Here is a 20,287-nt window from a genome sequence, read left to right as displayed (position 1 = left end):
CTTCAAGCCAAGGAATGGAAGTTCGTCGTCATACTCCTCCTCAACATGGCCCTTTGGATGACGGACAAACTCCACAACATCCCGCTGCCCGTCGCCTGTGTGCTCGGCGCTACGCTGTTCCTGCTGCCCGGTGTGGGCCTTGTCGACTGGGGTAACGACAGCCACAAGATTGGTTGGGAAGTCCTCATGGTCGTCGGTTCCGCCAACTCCCTCGGCGTGCTGCTCTGGGATCAGGGCGCAGCTTCCTGGATCGCCTCAAACTGCCTCGGCGGCATCACCGGCATGCCGTTATGGCTGATGATCGCCGTCATATCCGCCTTCACCGTGGCCGTCCATCTCATCATCCCTGTGAATACCGCCATTGTGGCCGTTATGCTCCCCGCCCTGGTGGCCCTCGCCGGCACCATGGGTACCAACGCCGCCATTCTCGCAATCCCCATGGGCTTCAGCGTATCGGCGGCCCTGCTCCTGCCGCTTGATCCCGTTTCCCTGGTCGCCTACAACTCAGGCTACTATAAGATGAGCGATATGTTCAAACCCGGTATTTTCGTTTCCATCGCCTGGGTTATTATCATGCCTCTCATCATGCTTGCTATTGCAAGACCCATCGGGCTTATGTAAAAAAATTAGCCATACCGTCTATTTAGTTCCGACCTTTTCTGCCTGTGCAGAAAAGGTCGGATTTGGCGTCCTGCCCATAGGAGCATTTATGTTCTTATCCGCACTGATCTCCAATACTCCTCAAACATTCGATCATAAGGCCAGAGAATTTCCAAACTATGTTTCAGCATGCCCTCCACTGTACTCCGTTCCTGGAGTAATATGTAATACCAGCAATATATGGGAACAAATTCTTGATATTGCATCTATGTTTTTATTAAAAAAAGGAGAACTGGTTTATCCGGATACAGAAGAATCTATTCCCTTTATGTACTTAAAAAAAGGAAAAATATGTATCCATAAATTCAATGAAGAAGGAAAAACTTTCAATCCTCATTTCATATTTGCCGGTTCCCTTATTTATGAGGCTTTTTTTCTCACGCAGGGGCAGTTCCAGGCCATGCCGATCAAAGCGCTGGAAGATTCAGAATTATATATCTTTCCGCAAAGTCTCACCTTTGAAGACATTCTTCATATCAATCCTCAGTTGGTTCATAATCTTGCCTATACACAGGCAGTAAAAGATTTGTGCTATTCCGAGCTTACATGCATCAATATGTATGTCAAACCCTTGAACCGCGTATGTCTATTTATCTATGAAATGTATAGAGTTCATCAAAAAAAGACAATATATCCGCATATTACACAAGCAGAGCTCGCTCTTTTACTTAATATGCACAAAGTAACAATGTCCAACATCATTACTCAGCTCAAAGAAAAAAATATCTTGAAATGCTTTACCAAAACAGAGCTGACCATTCTCAACCTTGAAGAGCTTCATGAGCTGGCCCTGCGCGAATAATATTCATGCATTCCCATACGTCGGATTTCCGTAAGACCATCTGCCCACAATACTCCCATTCAGGCCTGAGACAGAAGCCCGCTCCTGTGGGGCGGGCTTCTTCTGGCTTGCGGCGAATCTTCCCGACGCCGGGCAGCGGATCTATCGGAACCTTCTCAGGCGCAGGGCGTTGAGCACCACGGACACGGAGGAAAGGGACATGGCCGCCCCCGCCAGCATAGGCGACATTGCAGGGCCTCCGAAGAGCAGAAGAACCCCAGCCGCCACAGGTACGAGAAGCACGTTGTAGGCAAAGGCCCAGAACAGGCTGAGGCGTATATTGGCAAGTGTGGCGCGCCCCAGAGAAATTGCCGTCTTCACGCAGGGAAGGCCGCGCAGAAGCACCACGTCGCCGGCCTCCATGGCCACGTCGATGCCGGAGCCCATGGCCATGCCCACATGAGCGCGGGCCAGGGCGGGAGCGTCGTTAATGCCGTCCCCCACCATGCCCACAAGGCGTCCTTCCGCCTGAAGGGCCGCAATGACTTTTTCCTTGCCGTCGGGCCTCACGCCTGCCACCACGTCGCTTATACCCGCCTTGGCTGCCACGGCCCGGGCGGTACGCTCGTTGTCGCCGCTCAACATCATGACGCGGCAGCCCATGGCCCGAAGCTCTGCTATGACGCCGGGTGTTTCTTCCCGCAAAGGGTCGGCTACGCCGAGCATGGCGGCAAAATTTCCGTCCACGACAAGAAGAAGCGGTGTCTGCCCTTCATCCGCCAGAGAGAGAAGACGCTCCTTCGCTTCCAGAGAAAGCTCAACGCCTTTTTCCTCCAGAAGGCTTTCGTTGCCGAGAAGCAGAGATCGGCCGTTCACCGAGCCGATCACCCCCTGCCCGCTCACGGCCTGAAATCCTTCCACGGAAGAAAGCGGAAGGCATCTTTCCCGCGCGCCTTCCAACACGGCCTGAGCCAGAGGGTGTTCGGAAACAGCCTCAAGAGAGGCGGCAAGGGTCAGGGCATCGTCTTCTCCCATACCTTCCGCAAAAAGGCTCATGAGGCGGGGGCGGCCTTCCGTAAGCGTGCCGGTCTTGTCGAACACAAGAGTATCGAGCCTGCCGGAATACTCCAGCGCCGTGCCGTTTTTCATGAGCACGCCGAGCTGTGCACCGCGTCCCGTGGCCACCATGATGGACATGGGAGTGGCAAGGCCGAGTGCGCAGGGGCAGGCCACCACCAGTACGGACACAAAGACGCGAAGCGCCTCGCCGAAAGGCAGCTTCCCGGCAAACAGCCACAGAATCCCGGCCAGTGTGGCCACGGCAATGACGGCGGGCACGAAATAAAGGCTGATGCGGTCGGCAAGCCCCGCAATAGGTGCCTTGGAACCCTGAGCCTCACGTACCAGATGGATGATGCGTGCAAGAGCCGTATCCGCGCCCACGCGCTGCGCCTCCATGACGAAGGCTCCGCTCACGTTCAACGTACCCGCGTTCACTTCATCGCCGAGAGCCACGTCCACAGGCATGGATTCGCCCGTCAGGCTGGACATGTCGAGGGACGAGGAGCCTTCCGACACCACGCCGTCCACAGGAATGCGGGATCCGGGCTTGATGAGCAGCCTGTCGCCGGGCATGACGGCCCGGACCGGAATTTCCCTCACGCTCCCGTCCTCAAGCACGCGCTCCACATGTTCTGGCGTAAGCTCCATGAGGGCCCGTATGGCCTCGGAAGTGCGCGTGCGCGAGACGGCCTCCAGGTATTTGCCGAGGGAAATAAGGGCGATGAGCATGCCCGCAGATTCATAGTAAAGCCCGGAGACTCCCGCATGTACGGCCTCTGGCGTGGAGGCGGCGGCTATTTCCAGAGTGCTCCACAGGCTGTAGAGCAACGCTGCTCCCGTGCCCATGGCCACCAGGGAATCCATGTTCGGAGCTCCCCGCAGAAGAAGAGGAATCCCGTGCCGGTAAAAATCGCGGCCCGACCAGATGATGGGAATGGTCAGAAGAAGCTGGAACAGGGCAAAAGCCAGGGGGCTTTCGTGCATGTTGAGCCATGCGGGCAGAGGCAGCCCCCAGTGACTTCCCATGGCCACGGCTACAAGGGGTACGGCGAAGAGAAACTCCGTGATCAGGCGACGGCGACGTGCGGCGAGGTCAAGCCTGGTCTTTTCCTGCTCGCTTTCCCAGAGATCGTGTTCATCGGCATCGGGAGGGAGATAGGAAGCCGTGAAGCCGAGCCTGTTCACCCTTTCCGTCACTTCCCTGATAAAAGGTTCCAGACCGCCTGAAAGCGCGCCTTCGGCCGGACGTACCTGTGCGGTACCGTCGGCCAAGCTCACGGTGGCGGAATCGACGTGCTCCATGGAGTTCAGCACTCTCTGGGAACGGGCGGAACAGGCCCCGCAGGCCATGCCTTCAATGCGGAATCTGAGAATTTCGGGGCGGCTTTCCATAGGCTTTCCTTTTCCTGTACCGCAGCCTGACACGCCGCACGGAAAGCGGGCTCAGGCGCGCGGGCCTCTGAGTGTGCATGAAAAGCCCCGGAAAAGGGGCGGGCCATGCCCTTTATCCCTGCTCCGGGGCAGCGGAATCCGAAAAAATTTCCGGGCGATGATCTCCGAATACGGACATGACAAAGCAGACCTGCCCGGGCTGCGGCACAATTCTTCCCGCCGCATGGTGCTCCACGCGCATTTTTTACCGACAACCACGCGGAAAAATTAAGTATTACTCTCCAGAACCACTACCGGATATCAACGACCTGAAAGCCGATATCGTCTATAGCCTTTCTGAGAGTTTCATCGACCACCTCTTCACCCGCTTCCATGGTGGCCGTCTTGGAGGCAAGATCCACCACCACGCCGCTGACGCCGGAAACTCCGCACAGGGCCTTTTCCACGTTGGCCGAACAATGGGGGCAACGCATTCCTTCAATGGTCATGACTTTCTTCATGGTGCAACTCTCCTTGGGATCCGGCGGACAGAGCGCAGGCCGCCGCGTTTTCGTTTGACTTGCCTTTCTTTTATAGCTATGAATATGTTATTCGCAAGAATGTACTTTTTTGATATATAGTACCTAAAAGGATACTGTTATGAATGAAGCAAAAGGCTGCTGCCGTCACGGCGGAGACCTGCCTTTCGGCGGGGAAGTCCACTGCCCTGTGGAAGCCACTCTCGGCATGATCGGCGGCAAATACAAGACGCTTATTTTGTGGAAGCTCATCTCCGGACCCATGCGCTTTTCGGAGCTTCACCGCACCGTGCCCGGGGCCACGCCCAAGATGCTCACGCAGCAGCTGCGTGAACTGGAAAAAGACGGCCTTGTATACAGGGAAATCTTTCCCGTCATTCCCCCGCGCGTGGAATATTCGCTCACTGAGTTCGGCAGGAGCATACGCCCCGTGCTGGAATCCATGTATGCCTGGGGCAGCGCATACCTGACGAGCAGGGGGCTTACGGCCAACTGCTCTATGGAGCCCCTGCCCTGATCCCCCCACTGCATGCAAGCCTCGAATTCCCGCTCGCCCGGCGCGGAAAAATTTTTCCCGCCCATTGCCGGGGCGACCATCTTCGGCTAGAGTCTTTCTTCATCAACCTTCAACCCCGGCCCGCATCATGACCGCGCTCATCATCACCATCGTTCTGGCTCTCTCCATTTCCGCACTCTGTTCCACCATGGAAGCCATGCTCTATTCCATTCCATGGACCACGCTGGAAAAAATGAAGGACTCCGGCTCCCGGGCCGGTAAACTCCTCTACCACATGCGCTCCAACGTGGATCAGCCCATTTCCGCCATACTCACCCTGAACACCATCGCCAACACGGCGGGCGCCTCTCTCGCGGGCGCGCTGGCTGCCGGTGCGCTCGGCGCGGAGAACATGCCCTATTTTGCGGCCCTGTTCACGCTGCTTGTGCTTCTGTTCGGCGAAATCATCCCGAAAACCATGGGCGTCTCCTATCCCGTGCCGTTAGGTCGGCTCCTCGCCTTCCCTCTTTTCATCATGACTACGGTGCTGCGCCCGGCCACCTGGCTTTCCGGCCAGATCACAAAGCTCATCACGCCCAAGGATTCCGGCCCCGAGGCAACGGAAGAAGATATCAACGCCATGGCCCGCATCTCGCGGCAGGCAGGCGTCATCCAGAGTTATGAGGAAACCGCCATCCGCAACATCCTCGCGCTGGACCAGAAGCGTGTGCACGACGTCATGACGCCGCGCACCGTGGTCTTCTCCCTGCCGGAAGACTGCACCGTGGAGCAGGCCTACGCCATTCCCTCCTTCTGGCATTTCAGCCGTATTCCCGTCTACGCCGAAGACAACGAGGATATTGTCGGCATCGTGCTCAGGCGCGACGTGGTGCTGCACCGGGATGCCGACGACGGGGAAATGAAGCTCGGGGATATCATGCAGCCCGTGCACTTCGTGCTGGAATCGCTCACCCTCGATAAGGTGCTCACCGAATTTCTGGAGCGCCACCAGCACCTCTTCGCCGTGCTCGACGAGTTCGGCGGGCTCGCGGGCGTCATTTCCCTGGAAGACGTGATGGAAGAGCTGCTCGGCCGCGAAATCGTGGATGAAAGCGACGTTGCCGCCGACCTGCGCGCCGTAGCCAGAAACCGCCGCGCCAAAGCCGCCGCCTCCGCACGTGCGGAAAATACTCCCGAACCTAAACAGGAATAATTCCTACTTGCAAGGCAAACACAAATCTGTCAAAGTCCTTCCGGGGTGAAAAGAAAGACGCCCGGGCCCTGTTTTCCCCTTGTGACCCCGATCACTGAAAACAGCCGCCGGCTGGCCGATGCTCATACATCCCCTCAGGAGGTGAAACATGTCGGCGAAAAAAAATCTCTGCATATATCTCACGGCCTTCGCCCTCTTTGCCGGAGGAGCAGGGTTCATGCTGTGGTCAGCCCTTTCCGAGGGAACCATGTATCACCTGAATGTTTCCGAAGCCATAGGCATCCCTTCGGAAAAACTGAAATCCGCAAGGCTGTTCGGCGTGGCGGGGGGCGATATCGTCAAGCCTGAAAACGGCCTCGGCGCAAGCTTCACCCTGGTCGACCTCGCGCACCCCGAGCAGGGCATACGCGTGCACTACAGGGGGGCCCTGCCGGATACGTTTGAGAAGGGCTCGGAAGTCATCGTGGAAGGAAGCATGAACGGCGCGGAATTCACGGCCAAGACGCTCATGACCAAGTGCCCTTCCAAATACGAAAAAAGCAACAGGGAAAAAGCCTGATACAGGAAACGCGCCTGACATGCGCGTTTTTCTCTGAGCTTTTTCTTCCGCGATCCCCGTTTTTCAGGAGCCTCCATGTACCTTGCCGCCTCTCTCTGTCTGCTCGCCACCCTGTTCTTCTCCCTGGCCGGAAGCGCCGTCGGCACGGCGCAGCTCTGGCAGGGCAAAACCTCCGAACTGCGCTGGCTTGAGAGGGCTCAGGCCGCAGGTTCCCTCTGCCTTCTGGCAGCTTCCGCCATCCTGATGTACGCCCTTGTGGTCTGCGACTTCTCCGTGGACTATGTGGCGAACTATACCGACAGGGCCCTGCCTCTCTTTTACCGCTGCACCGCCTTCTGGGGCGGGCATGAAGGCTCCATGCTCTTCTGGGCGCTCATGGTCTCGGTATGCGGCACGGCCTTCCTCTTCACCCGCACCTACAGGGAGCTTTCCCCTGAGACAAGAAGCTGGTTTCTCGTCTTCTTCCTGTCCATCATGGCCTTTTTCGGCCTTCTGCTCTCCACCTGGAGCAACCCCTTTCTCCAGAGCCTGCCCGCCCCGGCGGACGGCTACGGCCTGAACCCTCTGCTCCAGAATCCCGGCATGATCTTCCACCCGCCGCTGCTTTTCCTCGGCTACGGCGGCTTCGTCATTCCCGGCTGCCTTGCACTGGCGCAGGCCATGAGCCCGCAGAAAGACTCCATGCACTGGATACTCGTGGCTCGCCCCTTCACGCTCACCGGCTGGCTCTTCCTCACCGCGGGCATTGTCCTCGGAGGCTGGTGGGCCTACATGGAGCTGGGCTGGGGCGGTTACTGGGCCTGGGATCCGGTGGAAAACGCCTCCCTGCTGCCCTGGCTCATCGGCACGGCGGCACTCCATACCGGCCTTGTGGAAACAAGGCGCGGCAAACTGCACAGGGTCAACATTTTTCTCATGAGCCTGACCACAGTTTCGGCATTCTTCGCCACCTATCTGGTACGCGGCGGGGTGGTCAACTCCGTGCATGCCTTCGGCGGCAACGGCACAGGGCCCTACCTGCTCTTCTTCGTGCTGGCCTTCCTCGCCGTCATCAGCGTGGTCTCCTTCCTCGCGAAGGAAGAAAACTCCCGTGAACTGGGAGGGCTGGAGACGCGCGAGGGCTTCGTCGTCATGACGGTATGGCTGCTCATGGCCCTCTGCCTCATCATTCTTCTGGCCACGCTCTGGCCCGTCATCAGCAAACTGTGGTCCGAACGCTCCGTGGGGCTGGATCAGCACTTCTACAACAGTGTATGCCTGCCGCTCTTCACGGTGCTGCTCGCCCTTCTGCTTGCCTGCCCGTGGATACGCTGGCAGGGCGGCATGCGTTCCTGGCGCAGGCTCGTCATCGTGGTCGCGGCCTTCTGCGGTTCCCTTGCCGTCTTCTGGTATACCGGCGTCACGCAGGCCCTGCCGCTCATGGCCGCCTCTCTGAGCACGGCCCTTCTCGTGAGCATGGCGCTGCTTATTTCGGAAAAATCCATACGTTCATGGCGGCCCTCGCTCATGGCCTGCATCGTCCATGCAAGCGTGGCGCTCGTGGCGCTCGGCATTTCCTTCTCCGGTCCCTACAAGGAAGAAGTGGAAATGGAGCTTGCCCGCGGCGGCACGGCGCAGGTGGGGCAGTATGAGGTGACGCTCATGAACCTCTACGAAGGCAGGGACGCCACCTTTGAATTCATCGAGGCCGAGCTTCAGCTCTCCTCCGGCGGCAAAGTCCTGGGCACGGTGTCTCCGCAGCGCCGCCTGTACGATAAATTCCAGAGAAACGCCTTTTCCGAAGCCACTACCTACCCTTCGCTGGGAAGCGAATTCTATGTCACCCTTCTCGGCATCAGCGGCGGGCGCGCGGTACTGCGCATGAGCACCAATCCTCTGGTGAACTGGCTGTGGATAGGCGGCGCGCTCATGAGTCTCGCCCCGTTCATCGCCCTGGGCCGCAGGCGCCGTCCGGAAGATTCGCGCACGGAACGCTGAGATGGAAGGCGCGCTTCTGGAACTCAAGGGCGTAGCCAAGGCCTTCGGGCCGAGGCTCCTTTTCCGTCATGTGGACGCTTCGCTCATGCCCGGCACCCTTTCCCTCCTGGCCGGGGCCAACGGCGCGGGCAAATCCACCCTTATGCGCATCATGGCAGGGCTTGCCCGTCCGGACGCAGGTACGGTGAAACGCGCCGTCCCCGAAGAAAAGCTCGGCTACATGGCCCACGCCACCTTCCTCTATCCCGGGCTGGATGCGGAGGAAAACCTGCTCTTCTGGGCCAGGGCCGCAGGCCTGGGCCAGGCGGCGGAAAGGGTGAAAAACGCCCTTGAGCGCGTGGGACTTTCCCGGCACGCCCATGAGAGGGCGGGCATCTTTTCCCGGGGCATGGCGCAGCGCCTCAATCTGGCGCGGCTGCTGCTTGCCGACCCCTTGCTCATACTTCTGGACGAGCCCGCCACAGGCCTCGATATCGCCTCGCGAAGCATGCTCAGGGAACTCATGCTGGAAGCGCGGGGCCGGGGAGCCGCCGTGCTGTGGATAAGCCACGACCTGAAAGAAGACGCCCCCCATGCCGATTCCATCTTCATGCTGGAGAAGCGTTCGCTCACCCAAAGCACGGGAGGCGCTCCATGCTGACATGTGCCCTTGCCGTCTGCGGGAAAGACCTGAAGCTTATCCTCACCCGGGGGGCCGGCCTTCTTCAGGCCCTGCTTCTGGGGCTCCTTCTGGTATTCCTGTTCAGCCTTTCCCTGAATGCGGGAGACAGGCTCAGCCCCCAGGCCGCGGCTGCCATGTTCTGGCTCGCCTCCGCCTTCTGCCAGGTGCTCATCTTCAACATGCTCTATGCTGTGGAAGAAAGCGCGCAGGCCCGCCTCTGCCTTGTGCTTCTTCCCGCGCCGGTGCAGGCCGTATGGCTGGGCAAGGCCATGGCGGGGTTTCTGCTTCTTGCCGCCGCGCAGTGCGTGTTCGTGCCCGCGCTGTTCGTCTTTCTCGGGCAGAGCCTCGGGCAGGGCTGGCACTGGGCGCTTTGCGGTATGCTGCTCGGCGACGTGGGCATGGCCGCCTCGGGCTCCCTGCTCGGTGCTCTCTCCGTGGGCCGCTCCGGCAGGGAATCGCTGCTTTCCATCGTGCTTTTCCCCTTGCTCGTGCCCATGCTCCTTGCCGGAGTGCGCCTCGCCTCCATGGGCATGGATCCGGATCCCCTGTTGGAAGACGCTCCCCGATGGCTCGGCCTCGCCGCCTCCTTCGACGGGCTGTTTCTGGCTGCCGGGCTTCTGCTTTTCCCCTTCGTCTACAGCGGAGATGACTGATGAAGCGTTCCTACATCGCTTTTTTCGCCGTTCTCGGCGGCCTTGCCATGGCTTTCTGCCAATGGCTCGTTTATGCCTACGCCCCGGAAGAACAGGTCATGGGGCCTGCCCAGAAGATCTTCTACATACACCTGCCCCTGGCCTGGTGGGGGCTCATCAGCTTCGGCGTATCCTGCGTCGCCGGTATCCTGTACCTGAAAACCAGAAAACAGAAATACGACCTTCTTTCCGCCTCCTCAGTGGAAATCGGCATGCTCTTCTGCACCCTCACCCTGGCGACCGGATCCATCTGGGGGCGCCATTCCTGGGGCGTGTGGTGGACGTGGGACCCGCGCCTGACCACAGCGCTCATTTTGTGGTTCATCTATGCCGGCTGCATGGCGCTGCGTTCCATGCCCATGCCGGAAAGCCGCCGTGCTGCCCTCTGCTCCGTGGTGGCCGTCGCGGGCTTTCTCGACGTGCCTCTGGTTTTCTTCTCCGCCCGGCTGTGGCGCTCCATACACCCCTCCGTCTTCGCATCGCAGGGCGGCGGGCTGGAAAAGGAAATGGCCGTGGCCGTCGTCGCCTGCGTCATAAGCTTTTTCTTCATCTGGCTTGCGCTGCTTCTGCTGCGCTACAGGCAGAAGCTTCTCGCAGGCAGACTGGATGCGCTCTTTTTTGAGCGGATGATGGAAGAATCGGAAAACGAACAACACTGATACCGCGCCTCACGGCGGGAGACGATCTATGACTGCTTTTGACTGGCTTATGGCGGCCAATGCCGCCCTCTGGATAGGACTTGGTGCGTACATGGCCTTCCTGGCCTCGGAACAGAAAAGACTGGAACGTCGCATGGCACAGTGGGAGGCCGATCATGACTGATACTTCCCGCCGCATCGTGCTCGGCGCCCTCGCCCTGGGAGCAGGCGTCATGTTCGCCCTGTCCCTTGCCTGGCGCATGGGCGATCATCCCCTGGTCCGGCAGAATACGCGCGCCGCCGCGCAGGCCCCGGCAGGACAGGCCCCCGTCCAGGCCGATACGCCGGAAAACGCGGCCCTCATGGCGCTCATGCAGAAGCTGCAGAGCAATCCCAACGACGTGGACACTCTCCTGCATCTTGCAAGCCTGTTTGCTGAACGGGGCGACAACGACGCCGCACAGAATATGGCCCAGCGCGCCGGCGTGGCCGCGCCCTCCGATCACCGTCCTGCCTACATCATGGGCGTGATCCTCGCCCGACAGGGGCACTGGACCGAAGCCGCAACAAGTCTGGAGCGCTCCATTCATCTGAAGGACGACGCCGCCACACGCTACAGCCTTGCCGTCATCTACCGCTATCATCTGAACGACGAGGCGAAGGCCCGCGAAAACTACGAAGTTGCGGCGAAGATCTGTGAAGACCCGGCCCTTTCCTCCATGATCCGGGCGGAGCTGGAAAAATGAGCGGGAACGATTTCCGGGCCGACCTCGACACCATAGCGGCTGTGGCCACAGCCCCCGGCACGGGAGGGGTGGGCGTCATACGCATATCGGGGCCGAAAGCGCACGATATCCTCTTTTCCATGTTCCGGTCCTCCAGCCCGAAATTCCGGGACTTCACCCCGCGCATGCTGCATCACGGCCGCATGCTGGATGCCAAAAACCGCGAGGCCGACGAGGCCCTTGCCGTGTTCTTCAGGGCTCCCCACTCCTTTACCGGCGAAGACTGCGCCGAAATACAGGGGCACGGCGGCGTCGCCGTGCTTTCCGCCCTGCTTGACTCCGTGCTCTCGCGCGGGGCGCGCATGGCGGAGCGGGGAGAATTCACCCGCCGCGCCTTTCTGAACGGCCGCATGGATCTTTCCCAGGCCGAGGCCGTGGCGGAACTCATCGCCGCCCCCTCGCACGAAGGGGTATATCTCGCTTCCGCCAAACTGGACGGGCTGCTCGGCCGCAAGGTGGAGGAGCTGCGCGGAAGGCTGGAATACCTGAGGCAGAGGGTATGCCTTGCCATAGACTTTCCCGACGAGGAAGGCGAATGTCTGCCCCCTCAGGAATTTTCCGCCATCACGCGGGAAGTGGCCCAGGGCATACGCGGCCTTCTTGCAGGCTACGAGCGCGCCCGCTGCTGGAGGGAAGGGGCTCTTGTGGTGCTTGCCGGCCAGGTGAACGCAGGCAAATCCAGCCTGATGAACGCCCTTCTCGGCCGCCCGAGGGCTATCGTCACGGAAAAGCCGGGCACCACCCGCGATTACCTGGAAGAAATGACTACCCTTGCGGGCCTGCCTGTGCGCCTTGTGGATACCGCGGGCCTGCGCGAACACAGTGAAGACAGCATCGAGCTTGAAGGCATGCGCAGGGGAAAGGAACTTGCCGCAAATGCGCGCTGCGTGCTCCTCGTGCTGGACGGCACGCGCTCCGCTTCCTCAGGCTCCCCCCTCTCCCCCTATATCGAGGAAAAAGGACTTCTGCATGAGCTCGGGGCAAAGCGCTGCATTGCGGTGTGGAACAAGGCCGACGTGACGCCACCGCCCCCGGGTCTTGAGAGCTTCCACGGCGCGGCCCTCATGCCCGTCTCCGCCCGCGAAGGCACGGGCATCGACAGCCTGTGCGCGGCCGTCCGAGCTCTCTGCCTTGCCGGAGAAGAACCGGCAGAAGGAGATATTGCCCCGAACCTGCGCCAGGCGCATCAGCTTCAGAAGGCGCTCAGCGCGCTGGAAGAGCTGGAAAAAGCCATTGCTCTTTCCATCCCTCCCGACCTTTGCAGTATTCACCTGGAAGCTGCCTCCGCCCATCTTGCAGACATCACGGGCCTGAACAGCACGGAAGAGACTTTGAACGCCATCTTCTCTTCCTTCTGCATCGGCAAATGAAGGCTTTTCCCCGGCCCGGCACTTTGCCGGGCCTTTTTGTTCCGCAGCGCAGAAGAAGGAACAGCTGTCCATCCCCGGCAGGGGAACAGGCCGCCGTCCGCTCCGACCATTGCCGCAGGAGTGCTCCGACCGGAAAAGAGATATGGCCTCGCGGCATGCTCCAGGAAGGCATCAGAGCATGGATCAGGCGCAGCGGAAAGAAAAATCCCTGCTCCACACTGTTATGCGCCGTATGGAGAAGATTTAATATAAAAAATAGCGTGCCGTCCCGGCAGGCACTCCACCAGAGATATCTTGCTCCCCCGCTCTTTCCATGATAATTGTTGACAACAAGGTTAAATTCATGTCCGCCGACCCCGCATCTTCTTCTCTTATTTCCAAAAGACAGGCCCTTTCACCTGTTGTCCTTCATCCGTGCCTGAGCAAGGAAGAAATCAACCTTCTGCCCATTCAGGCATGGGAAGGCCCCATCGTTCTCATACAGGAAGAAGAAGCCCTCGCGACTGCACTGGAAAAGCTCCGCCGGGAGCCTGTGCTCGGCTTTGATACGGAAACCCGCCCGACATTCACCAAGGGCAAGACATGCCGCCCCGCGCTCATACAGCTCGCCACAGCGGATACGGCCTACCTCATCCAGCTCACGCACATGCCCTTCAGCGACGCCATTGCCGAGCTGCTCTCTTCGCCCCGCGTGCTGAAAGTCGGCGTAGCCATTCACGACGATATGAAGGCCCTTGCCCGCATCCATCCCTTCACAGCCGACGGCGTTGTGGATCTGGCCGTCATGGCCCGGGCTCGGGGCATACAGGCCCAGGGGCTGCGCACCCTTGCCGCCAATCTCCTGGGCTTCCGCATCAGCAAGAGCGCCCAGTGCTCCAACTGGGAAAATCACGAACTTACGCCGCAGCAGGTAAAATATGCCGCCACCGACGCATGGGTAGGGCGGGAACTTTATTTCCACATGCTGCGCATGGGTGTTCAGTCCCCCAAGGCAAAACGCGGCCCTTCGGCCTGAAGCCCTCTATAGTTCCTCTTTCGTCACTTCCCTTCTCCGGTATCCGTCTCTTTCCCCGCTCCGGTCAGCGGATTTGCCGAAAAACTTTTTCATGACGCGCGTCTGCCAGGCTGGAGAAAGGCAGCCCCCCGGCTGAACGCGGGATGCGCGCGCCTGCCCCTGTGCTTGACTTTCTCCCGATTCACCCGAAAATATCGGAAAAAATTTCGCCGCGCCGCCACATACGTCTCGAGGACAAGCATGAACTCTTCCCAGAATAAGACCATACGCCTGCTTCCGCCGGAACTTTCCAACCAGATTGCCGCAGGTGAAGTGGTGGAGCGCCCGGCCAGCGTCGTCAAGGAACTTATGGAAAACAGCCTTGACGCGGGCGCAACCAGTATTACCGTGGAGCTGGAAAACGGTGGGCAGACCATGATCCGCGTCATCGACAACGGCCGGGGCATCGCGGCGGATCAGCTCGAACTTGCCGTCACGCGCCACGCCACGAGCAAAATCGCCGAAATCGGCGACCTCATGAACATCGACTCCTACGGCTTCCGGGGAGAAGCTCTGCCCAGCATCGCTTCCGTGTCGCGCTTCCGCATGATTTCCGCCCCTCAGCAAGAAGACGGGAGTACAGGTGAAACCTCCTGCATCGAAGTGCTTTACGGAACCATGAAGCCCGTCGCCCCGGCGGCGCTGAACCAGGGGACTCTGGTGGAGGTGGCCGAACTTTTTTCCAACATTCCCGCCCGCCTCAAATTCCTGAAAAGCCCTGCCACGGAACAGAAGAAGGCTCAAGAGCTCTTTACCCGCATCGCTCTTGCCCGCCCGGAAGCAGGCTTTACCCTGAAGGCGGGATCGAGGGAAATCGTGCGCTTTGAGGCAGGGCAGAGTCTTGCCCATCGCATGGCCGTGCTGTGGCCTCCCGCCGTTGTGGACGCACTGCGCCCCTTTGATATCACTGTGTCGGGCATGCGCCTTTACGGCCTTACCTCCGATCCTCGCTCCTCACAGCCCCGGGCCGACCGCATGCTCTTCTACGTCAACGGCCGCGCCGTGAACGACCGGCTGCTCATGCGCGCCGTACGGCAGGCCTATCAGGGCCGTCTTACCAGTCGCGACTATCCGCAGACCGTGCTCTTTCTGGAGCTTCCCGCCCATGAGGTGGATGTGAATGTACACCCGGCTAAGAACGAGGTGCGCTTCCGCGATGAACAGGCCGTGTTTTCCGCCGTACTGCGCGCCGCAGGCAGCGCCCTTGCCGGCGTTCCCCTGGCCTCGGAACGCTTTGCAGAGCGCTCTGAAGCCTCCGGAAAAGCTCCCGCCGTCCCTTCTCCCCCCCCTGTACGAGAAGAGGCGGCAAGGACTGCCCGACCTCTGGGCTTCTGGGGCGAGGCCGACGCCGTACGCATCATGCCCCGGCAGAAAAAAGCTCCCTCCCTGCCGGAAGAGCTCTCCCCCATGGGAAACGCCCTGAGGGAACCGTACATGCCGGAACGGGATTTCCGTACCGGCATGCCCAACCCCGCCTTTCCCCATGAAAACAGGCATGCCGCCCCTGCACCTTTCCCCGAACTCTCCGAAACGAAGACGGAAAACGCCTTGCCGGCAGAGGAACGGCAGGCGCCCGCGAAAAAACAGGATTCCGCGGAAAAGGTACAGAAAAAAGACGCCGAAGCTACCGCTATATCTGAAAACGACGCTCCGGCCCAGGCCATGAGGGAAATTCCCCGCCCTCCCCTCTCTCCTCTTCAGGGTTTCCGTTACCTCGGACAGGTGGCAAAAACCTACCTCGTGCTTTCGCAAAACGACGATACGCTCCTTCTGCTCGATCAACACGCCATGCATGAGCGCATTTTCTATGAAAAATTCCGGGCCGGAGGCTCACGCGGGGCGGCACAGTCTCTGCTGGTACCCCTGGAGATGGAGCTGCACCCTTCTGAAAAAGAACGCTTTCTGGAGCTGGAGCAGAATCTGCCCCGTCTCGGCTTTGAAGCCTCCTGCCGGGGAGGCCGTCTCTCAGTGCGGGCCATTCCCCCGGAAATGGACCGCTCCGAAGCTGCCGCCTTCCTGCGCGAAGTCCTTTCCGGCCGTGTAGATGATCTCACCGACGTATGGATACATCATGCCTGCGCGACGGCCATACGCGCAGGGCAGCACCTCACGCCGGAAGACGCCCTGCACCTCGTGCGGCAGTGGCTGCGTACGGAAGAGCCGGATTTCTGTCCTCACGGCAGACCCTGCGCCGTCACCCTGGAAAAGGCCGATCTGGAAAAACTTTTCAAACGCAGACAGTCCTGAGGTTGTCCCCCGGCAGGCTCCGTAGCGGCACAATATGGTACCGCTACGAGCTTTACCTGATATTTTCTTGATTTTGCTTATCTTATTTTTCTTTTTTTCTAAAAAAGTTCTGTTTTTTTTCCTTGGTATCAAAAAAATTTCTCTTTCTGGGCCTGATAAATGAGAAAAAAAGACCAAATACGCATTGACTTGCTTCTGCCGTTAGGGCATACCTGATAGACAGGAGAGACACTCTGGGCAATCGGTTTGCCGGAGCAGGGTGTGGGTTTTAGATTTCTTTTGTGTGAGGTTTTTCTCATGGCCAAGTCTATTTATGTCGGGAATCTTCCCTGGTCCGCCACCGAAGAGCAGGTTCAGAATCTTTTCGCCCCTTACGGCGCCGTGCTCTCCGTAAAGCTGGTGAACGACCGTGAAACCGGTCGCGCCCGCGGTTTTGGTTTTGTTGAAATGGAAGATCCCGCCGCAGCCGCTGCCATTGAAGCCCTGGACAACACCAGCTTCGGCGGCCGTACCCTGCGTGTCAATGAAGCGAAGCCTCGCGCTCCCCGCCCCCGCTACTAGTCGCCCGGACTGACCCGAAGCCTTTCATGCCCCGGCTCGCCGGGGTTCTTCGTTTAATGGGCCGTGGGGAACCACTTCTCCCCCACAAGGCGCTCCGCCCCTCCGGGAAAGGCCCGCACGGCAACCCTCCTCTCTCCGACACCGCCTCATCTTAACTGGACATTCCACACAAGCTGGTTATGATGGAGCCATTCCTGCCCCTACCCCTGCCTGACAGGAGGCTTTTATGCATTTTCGTACACCGGCGGCTCTCATTCTGGCCATGGCCATGGCGGCACTTCCCATACTGCCCGGCTGCAGCCCACATCTCGGCGGTTACGATTACCATGCCGGTGATGCCCGCCAGGCCTTCAGTGTCTATTATGGAACCGCCGTCACCGTACAAGAAGTGAACATCAACAGCCAGTCAAGCTCCAGGCAGACCGTAGGCGCCCTCATCGGAGCCGTGGCGGGCGGCGTGATAGGCAGCACCATAGGCAGCGGAAGCGGGCAGACCCTGGCCACCGTGGGCGGCGCGCTTTTAGGCGGCGCGGCCGGTGCGGGAGCGGGCGATCTCAGCTCCCGGCAGACCGGCCTTCAGATCACCGTCCGGTACGACAAGGGAGAAAACGAGGAAGTCATCGTTCAGGGCAGGGACCCTTACATCACTCCCGGCCAACGCGTACGCGTCATCATCAGTGCCTCGGGCGCCCGCCGGGTCGAACCTGCGTATTGAGCCCTTCTCGGGCCATATTTACCCTTTTCAGCAACACTATCTATTCTGGGAGGACCAGATGCTTGATCCGAAACAGTGCGTTCTTTTCAGCGGCGGCGCGGCCGGCGCGGAGCAGTTCTTTGGGGCTCAGGCGGAAGCCTGGGGCATCGAAGAAGTCAACTACAGCTTTGAAGGCCATCAGATAGAGCGCACACGCGGTGTTCGCGTGCTCACTCAGGACGAACTGGCGCTCAAAGACGTCAGTATGACGTATGTTTCCCGCCTCATGGGCCGTGAATACACCCGCGCACCTCTGTTCCGCAAAGTCCTCCAGTCCATATGCTGGCAGGTGAGCAGCGGCAGCGAAGTGCTCGTCGTCGGTGAAATTCAGGACGACAAGACGGTCAGGGGCGGTACCGGCTGGGGTGCGGAATTCGCCAAGCTGTGCAACAAGCCCCTGCTCGTGTTCGACCAGAAGCGCGACGCCTGGTTCCGCTGGATCAACGACGAATGGGTGAAGAAGGATGATCCCGTCATCAAGCATTCCCGCTTCACCGCCACGGGCACCCGCTTCCTGGAAGCCAACGGACGCCGTGCCATAGTGGAACTGTACGCCCGTTCCTTCAACCGCTAGAGCGGTTGCCCATGCCCAGCGCGGGCTTTGCGCAGGCAAGGCGCCGCAACAGGAAGACTTTTTTCCGAAAAACGGGTCTCGCGGCCTCGGAACTCAGCTTTTCTGCACGCTGTCCCGTTTCACTCCGGTTTTCCGTTTCTGCGGAAAAACTGAAGGTTACCTTTGCGGAAAAGCCCTCCCTTTCCACGAGCAGTCCGCTCTTCCCCCGCAACGGAAGGGCGGACTGCTCCGTACAGAATTCCCGCGCCCACGGGCCCTTGTCGGGCATACATCTTTTCCCATGATGCACTTTTCCCTGCCCCTTCACTCCCACGAATGTTCCGCCTCCTGCGCAGGAACCGGCGCGGGCCTCGGCGCGCACCTTCTGTGGGGCCTCGCCGTGCTGTTCTGGCCTCTGCTCGGAGCGCTGAACCCCGTCTCCATCATGGCCCACCGTATGATATGGACGGTGGCCTTCCTCGGCATCGTGCTTCTCGCAAGCGGCCACATGAGCCATGTAAAAAGTGCATTTCAGAGCAGGCGCACCCTGCTTGCCCTGTTCATTGCGGCTTCGCTGCTCGGACTGAACTGGAGCATCTATCTTTTTGCCGTGACCAGCGGACAAATCGTGGAATCCTCCCTGGGATATTTCATCACCCCCCTTCTCAATGTGCTCATGGGGCGCCTGTTCCTCGGGGAAAAACTTTCCAGGCCCCAGGGCATGGCCATAGCCCTGGCCTTCGCGGGCGTCGCCGCAAGCGTCGCCGCCTACGGCCGTATCCCGTGGATAGGCTTCATTCTGGCCCTTTCCTTCGCCCTGTACGGCTATGTACAGAAAACCCTGCGCATGGACGCGGCCCCCAGCCTCTTCGTGCAGGCGCTCATGCTTCTGCCTGCGGCCGCACTCTGGCTGGGCCTTACGGAAGAAGGATTCGGCATCATAGGCTACGGCCCCCTGCGGCCCGTGCTTTTAATCTGCACCATCGCATTCACGGGCCTGCCCCTTCTGCTGTTCGGCTATGCCGCCCGCCACGTCACCCTGGCCACCATAGGCATATTGCAGTACGTCAGTCCCTCCATATCCTTCATACTGGCCATTACCGTGCTCGGGGAAAGCATGAAGCCTTCCGACATGATCTCCTTCCCCGTCATCTGGCTGGCCCTTGCCATCTATACCTGGGACGCGCTACACCACCTGCGCGACCTCAAGGAAAAGCCATGAACGCTCCTCACAGGAACCATACCCGGCAGCTCAACATAGGCGGCGTCGCCATCGGCGGCGGCGCTCCCGTCGTGGTGCAGAGCATGACCAATACCGATACGAGGGACGCAAAGGCCACGCTTGCGCAGATAGACCGCCTGCATGCGGCGGGCTGTGAAATCGTGCGCCTCGCCGTACCCGACGAAAAAGCCGCTGCTGCGCTCAAGACCATAGCAGCGTCCTCTCCCGTGCCCCTTGTGGCCGACATACATTTCGATTACCGCCTGGCCCTGGCCGCCCTCGACGCGGGCCTCAGGGGCCTTCGCATCAACCCCGGAAATATCGGGGGCGAAAAACCGGTGGATAATCTGGCCGCCGCGGCAAAAGCCTGCGGAGCCGTCATCCGCGTTGGCGTGAACAGCGGTTCTGTAGAAAAGGAACTTCTGGAGCGCTACGGCGGCCCCACGCCGGAAGCCCTGGTGGAAAGCGCCCTTTCCCATGTACACATGCTGGAAAAACGCGGTTTTTACGATATCAAGATATCGCTCAAATCCTCTTCCGTGGCCGACACCATAGCCGCCTACAGGCTCATGGCTTCCCGGGCGGATTACCCGCTGCACCTCGGCGTCACCGAAGCGGGTACGCCCATGCGGGGTACCGTGAAATCCTCGGTGGGGCTCGGCCTTTTGCTTTTTGAGGGCATAGGCGATACCATACGCGTCTCCCTCACGGCCGACCCCGTGCGGGAAGCAGCCGTGGCCTGGGAAATCCTGCGCGCCGTGGGGCTTCGCAGCCGGGGGCCGGAAATCGTTTCCTGCCCCACCTGCGGCCGCACGGAAATCGACCTCATCGGCATGGCCGAAAAGGTTGAAGAGTATGTGCAGTCCCACCCCCATGCCGCGAAGAGCGCGCTCAAGATCGCCGTTATGGGCTGTGTGGTCAACGGCCCGGGAGAAGCCCGCGAGGCGGACATAGGCCTTGCCGGCGGACGCGACAAGGGCGTCATTTTCCGCAAGGGCAAAGTCCTGCGTTCCGTCAACGGGCAGGAGGCGCTGCTTGCGGCTTTTCTTGAAGAACTCGACAAACTTCTTACCCCTAACGACTGAAGGATCC

General features: G+C 59.9%; 21 protein-coding genes. 19 read left to right on the top strand and 2 right to left on the bottom strand.

Translation table 11 applies throughout. The features are described 5' to 3' along the window. Both K8W16_RS05110 and K8W16_RS05105 read left to right on the top strand, forming a co-directional pair. A partial coding sequence (locus K8W16_RS05110; protein ID WP_304121743.1) for an SLC13 family permease occupies nucleotides 1-621 on the top strand: 621 nt, incomplete at its 5' end. Between the two features lie 88 nt (nucleotides 622-709). Further along, the gene (locus K8W16_RS05105; protein WP_304121740.1) at nucleotides 710-1,462 is read left to right on the top strand and encodes a Crp/Fnr family transcriptional regulator; all 753 of its coding nucleotides are present in this window, start codon (nucleotides 710-712) and stop codon (nucleotides 1,460-1,462) included. Nucleotides 1,463-1,603: 141 nt separating this feature from the next. On the opposite strand, the gene K8W16_RS05100 is transcribed toward K8W16_RS05105, so the two are convergent. Together K8W16_RS05100 and K8W16_RS05095 are read right to left on the bottom strand one after the other, a co-directional pair. Next, nucleotides 1,604-3,895 carry a heavy metal translocating P-type ATPase gene (locus K8W16_RS05100; protein ID WP_304121737.1) on the bottom strand — a complete coding sequence of 764 codons (2,292 nt, stop codon included), beginning with the start codon at nucleotides 3,893-3,895 and terminating at the stop codon, nucleotides 1,604-1,606. 290 nt (nucleotides 3,896-4,185) lie between these two features. Further along, nucleotides 4,186-4,395, bottom strand: a complete 210-nt coding sequence (locus K8W16_RS05095) for a heavy-metal-associated domain-containing protein (protein WP_304121734.1) — start codon at nucleotides 4,393-4,395, stop codon at nucleotides 4,186-4,188. Nucleotides 4,396-4,534: 139 nt separating this feature from the next. On the opposite strand from K8W16_RS05095, the gene K8W16_RS05090 reads away from it, so the two are divergent. The 17 genes from K8W16_RS05090 to ispG all read left to right on the top strand — a co-directional run bounded on the left by K8W16_RS05090 (nucleotide 4,535) and on the right by ispG (nucleotide 20,280). Continuing rightward, nucleotides 4,535-4,930: a helix-turn-helix domain-containing protein gene (locus K8W16_RS05090; RefSeq protein ID WP_304121731.1), complete on the top strand. Its 396-nt coding sequence runs from the start codon at nucleotides 4,535-4,537 to the stop codon at nucleotides 4,928-4,930. Nucleotides 4,931-5,057: 127 nt separating this feature from the next. After that, complete coding sequence (locus K8W16_RS05085; protein ID WP_304121729.1) at nucleotides 5,058-6,122, top strand: hemolysin family protein; 1,065 nt, start codon at nucleotides 5,058-5,060, stop codon at nucleotides 6,120-6,122. A gap of 148 nt (nucleotides 6,123-6,270) precedes the next feature. Further along, nucleotides 6,271-6,681 carry a cytochrome c maturation protein CcmE gene (locus tag K8W16_RS05080; RefSeq protein ID WP_304121727.1) on the top strand — a complete coding sequence of 137 codons (411 nt, stop codon included), beginning with the start codon at nucleotides 6,271-6,273 and terminating at the stop codon, nucleotides 6,679-6,681. Between the two features lie 75 nt (nucleotides 6,682-6,756). Continuing rightward, nucleotides 6,757-8,658: a heme lyase CcmF/NrfE family subunit gene (locus K8W16_RS05075; RefSeq protein WP_304121724.1), complete on the top strand. Its 1,902-nt coding sequence runs from the start codon at nucleotides 6,757-6,759 to the stop codon at nucleotides 8,656-8,658. A 1-nt stretch (nucleotide 8,659) separates the two neighbouring features. Then, complete coding sequence (locus K8W16_RS05070) at nucleotides 8,660-9,298, top strand: ATP-binding cassette domain-containing protein (RefSeq protein WP_304121721.1); 639 nt, start codon at nucleotides 8,660-8,662, stop codon at nucleotides 9,296-9,298. Beyond that, nucleotides 9,292-9,972, top strand: a complete 681-nt coding sequence (locus tag K8W16_RS05065) for a heme exporter protein CcmB (protein WP_304121719.1) — start codon at nucleotides 9,292-9,294, stop codon at nucleotides 9,970-9,972. Before K8W16_RS05070 ends, K8W16_RS05065 begins: the two co-directional genes overlap by 7 nt. Further along, nucleotides 9,972-10,670 (top strand): cytochrome c biogenesis protein CcsA, encoded by a 699-nt coding sequence (gene ccsA / locus K8W16_RS05060; protein WP_304121716.1) that lies wholly within the window; start codon nucleotides 9,972-9,974, stop codon nucleotides 10,668-10,670. The genes K8W16_RS05065 and ccsA overlap by 1 nt, the downstream gene beginning before the upstream one ends. Before the next feature lie 28 nt (nucleotides 10,671-10,698). After that, entirely contained in the window at nucleotides 10,699-10,833 is a 135-nt protein-coding gene (locus K8W16_RS05055; RefSeq protein WP_304121714.1) for a CcmD family protein, read from the top strand. Then, nucleotides 10,826-11,395 carry a hypothetical protein gene (locus K8W16_RS05050; protein ID WP_304121711.1) on the top strand — a complete coding sequence of 190 codons (570 nt, stop codon included), beginning with the start codon at nucleotides 10,826-10,828 and terminating at the stop codon, nucleotides 11,393-11,395. The genes K8W16_RS05055 and K8W16_RS05050 overlap by 8 nt, the downstream gene beginning before the upstream one ends. Next, entirely contained in the window at nucleotides 11,392-12,804 is a 1,413-nt protein-coding gene (gene mnmE / locus K8W16_RS05045) for a tRNA uridine-5-carboxymethylaminomethyl(34) synthesis GTPase MnmE (RefSeq protein WP_304121708.1), read from the top strand. The genes K8W16_RS05050 and mnmE overlap by 4 nt, the downstream gene beginning before the upstream one ends. A gap of 343 nt (nucleotides 12,805-13,147) precedes the next feature. After that, entirely contained in the window at nucleotides 13,148-13,819 is a 672-nt protein-coding gene (locus K8W16_RS05040; protein WP_304121704.1) for a 3'-5' exonuclease, read from the top strand. A gap of 240 nt (nucleotides 13,820-14,059) precedes the next feature. Beyond that, nucleotides 14,060-16,105 carry a DNA mismatch repair endonuclease MutL gene (mutL, locus tag K8W16_RS05035; protein ID WP_304121702.1) on the top strand — a complete coding sequence of 682 codons (2,046 nt, stop codon included), beginning with the start codon at nucleotides 14,060-14,062 and terminating at the stop codon, nucleotides 16,103-16,105. A 297-nt stretch (nucleotides 16,106-16,402) separates the two neighbouring features. Then, a complete protein-coding gene (locus K8W16_RS05030; RefSeq protein ID WP_077071860.1) occupies nucleotides 16,403-16,666 on the top strand; it encodes an RNA-binding protein in 264 nt (87 codons plus the stop codon). A 226-nt stretch (nucleotides 16,667-16,892) separates the two neighbouring features. Beyond that, nucleotides 16,893-17,381: a glycine zipper 2TM domain-containing protein gene (locus tag K8W16_RS05025; RefSeq protein WP_304121699.1), complete on the top strand. Its 489-nt coding sequence runs from the start codon at nucleotides 16,893-16,895 to the stop codon at nucleotides 17,379-17,381. 58 nt (nucleotides 17,382-17,439) lie between these two features. Further along, nucleotides 17,440-17,994 (top strand): hypothetical protein, encoded by a 555-nt coding sequence (locus tag K8W16_RS05020; RefSeq protein ID WP_077071858.1) that lies wholly within the window; start codon nucleotides 17,440-17,442, stop codon nucleotides 17,992-17,994. Nucleotides 17,995-18,274: 280 nt separating this feature from the next. Further along, the gene (gene rarD, locus K8W16_RS05015) at nucleotides 18,275-19,195 is read left to right on the top strand and encodes an EamA family transporter RarD (protein ID WP_304121696.1); all 921 of its coding nucleotides are present in this window, start codon (nucleotides 18,275-18,277) and stop codon (nucleotides 19,193-19,195) included. Beyond that, nucleotides 19,192-20,280, top strand: coding sequence for a flavodoxin-dependent (E)-4-hydroxy-3-methylbut-2-enyl-diphosphate synthase (ispG, locus tag K8W16_RS05010; RefSeq protein ID WP_304121694.1), 1,089 nt, complete (start codon nucleotides 19,192-19,194; stop codon nucleotides 20,278-20,280). The genes rarD and ispG overlap by 4 nt, the downstream gene beginning before the upstream one ends. Nucleotides 20,281-20,287 lie beyond the last annotated feature (7 nt).

Source organism: Mailhella massiliensis (genome assembly GCF_020741395.1).
Classification (GTDB): domain Bacteria; phylum Desulfobacterota; class Desulfovibrionia; order Desulfovibrionales; family Desulfovibrionaceae; genus Mailhella; species Mailhella massiliensis_A.
The sequence above is the reverse complement of the archived record's forward strand: the minus strand, read 5'-3'. Positions and strand labels throughout refer to the sequence as shown.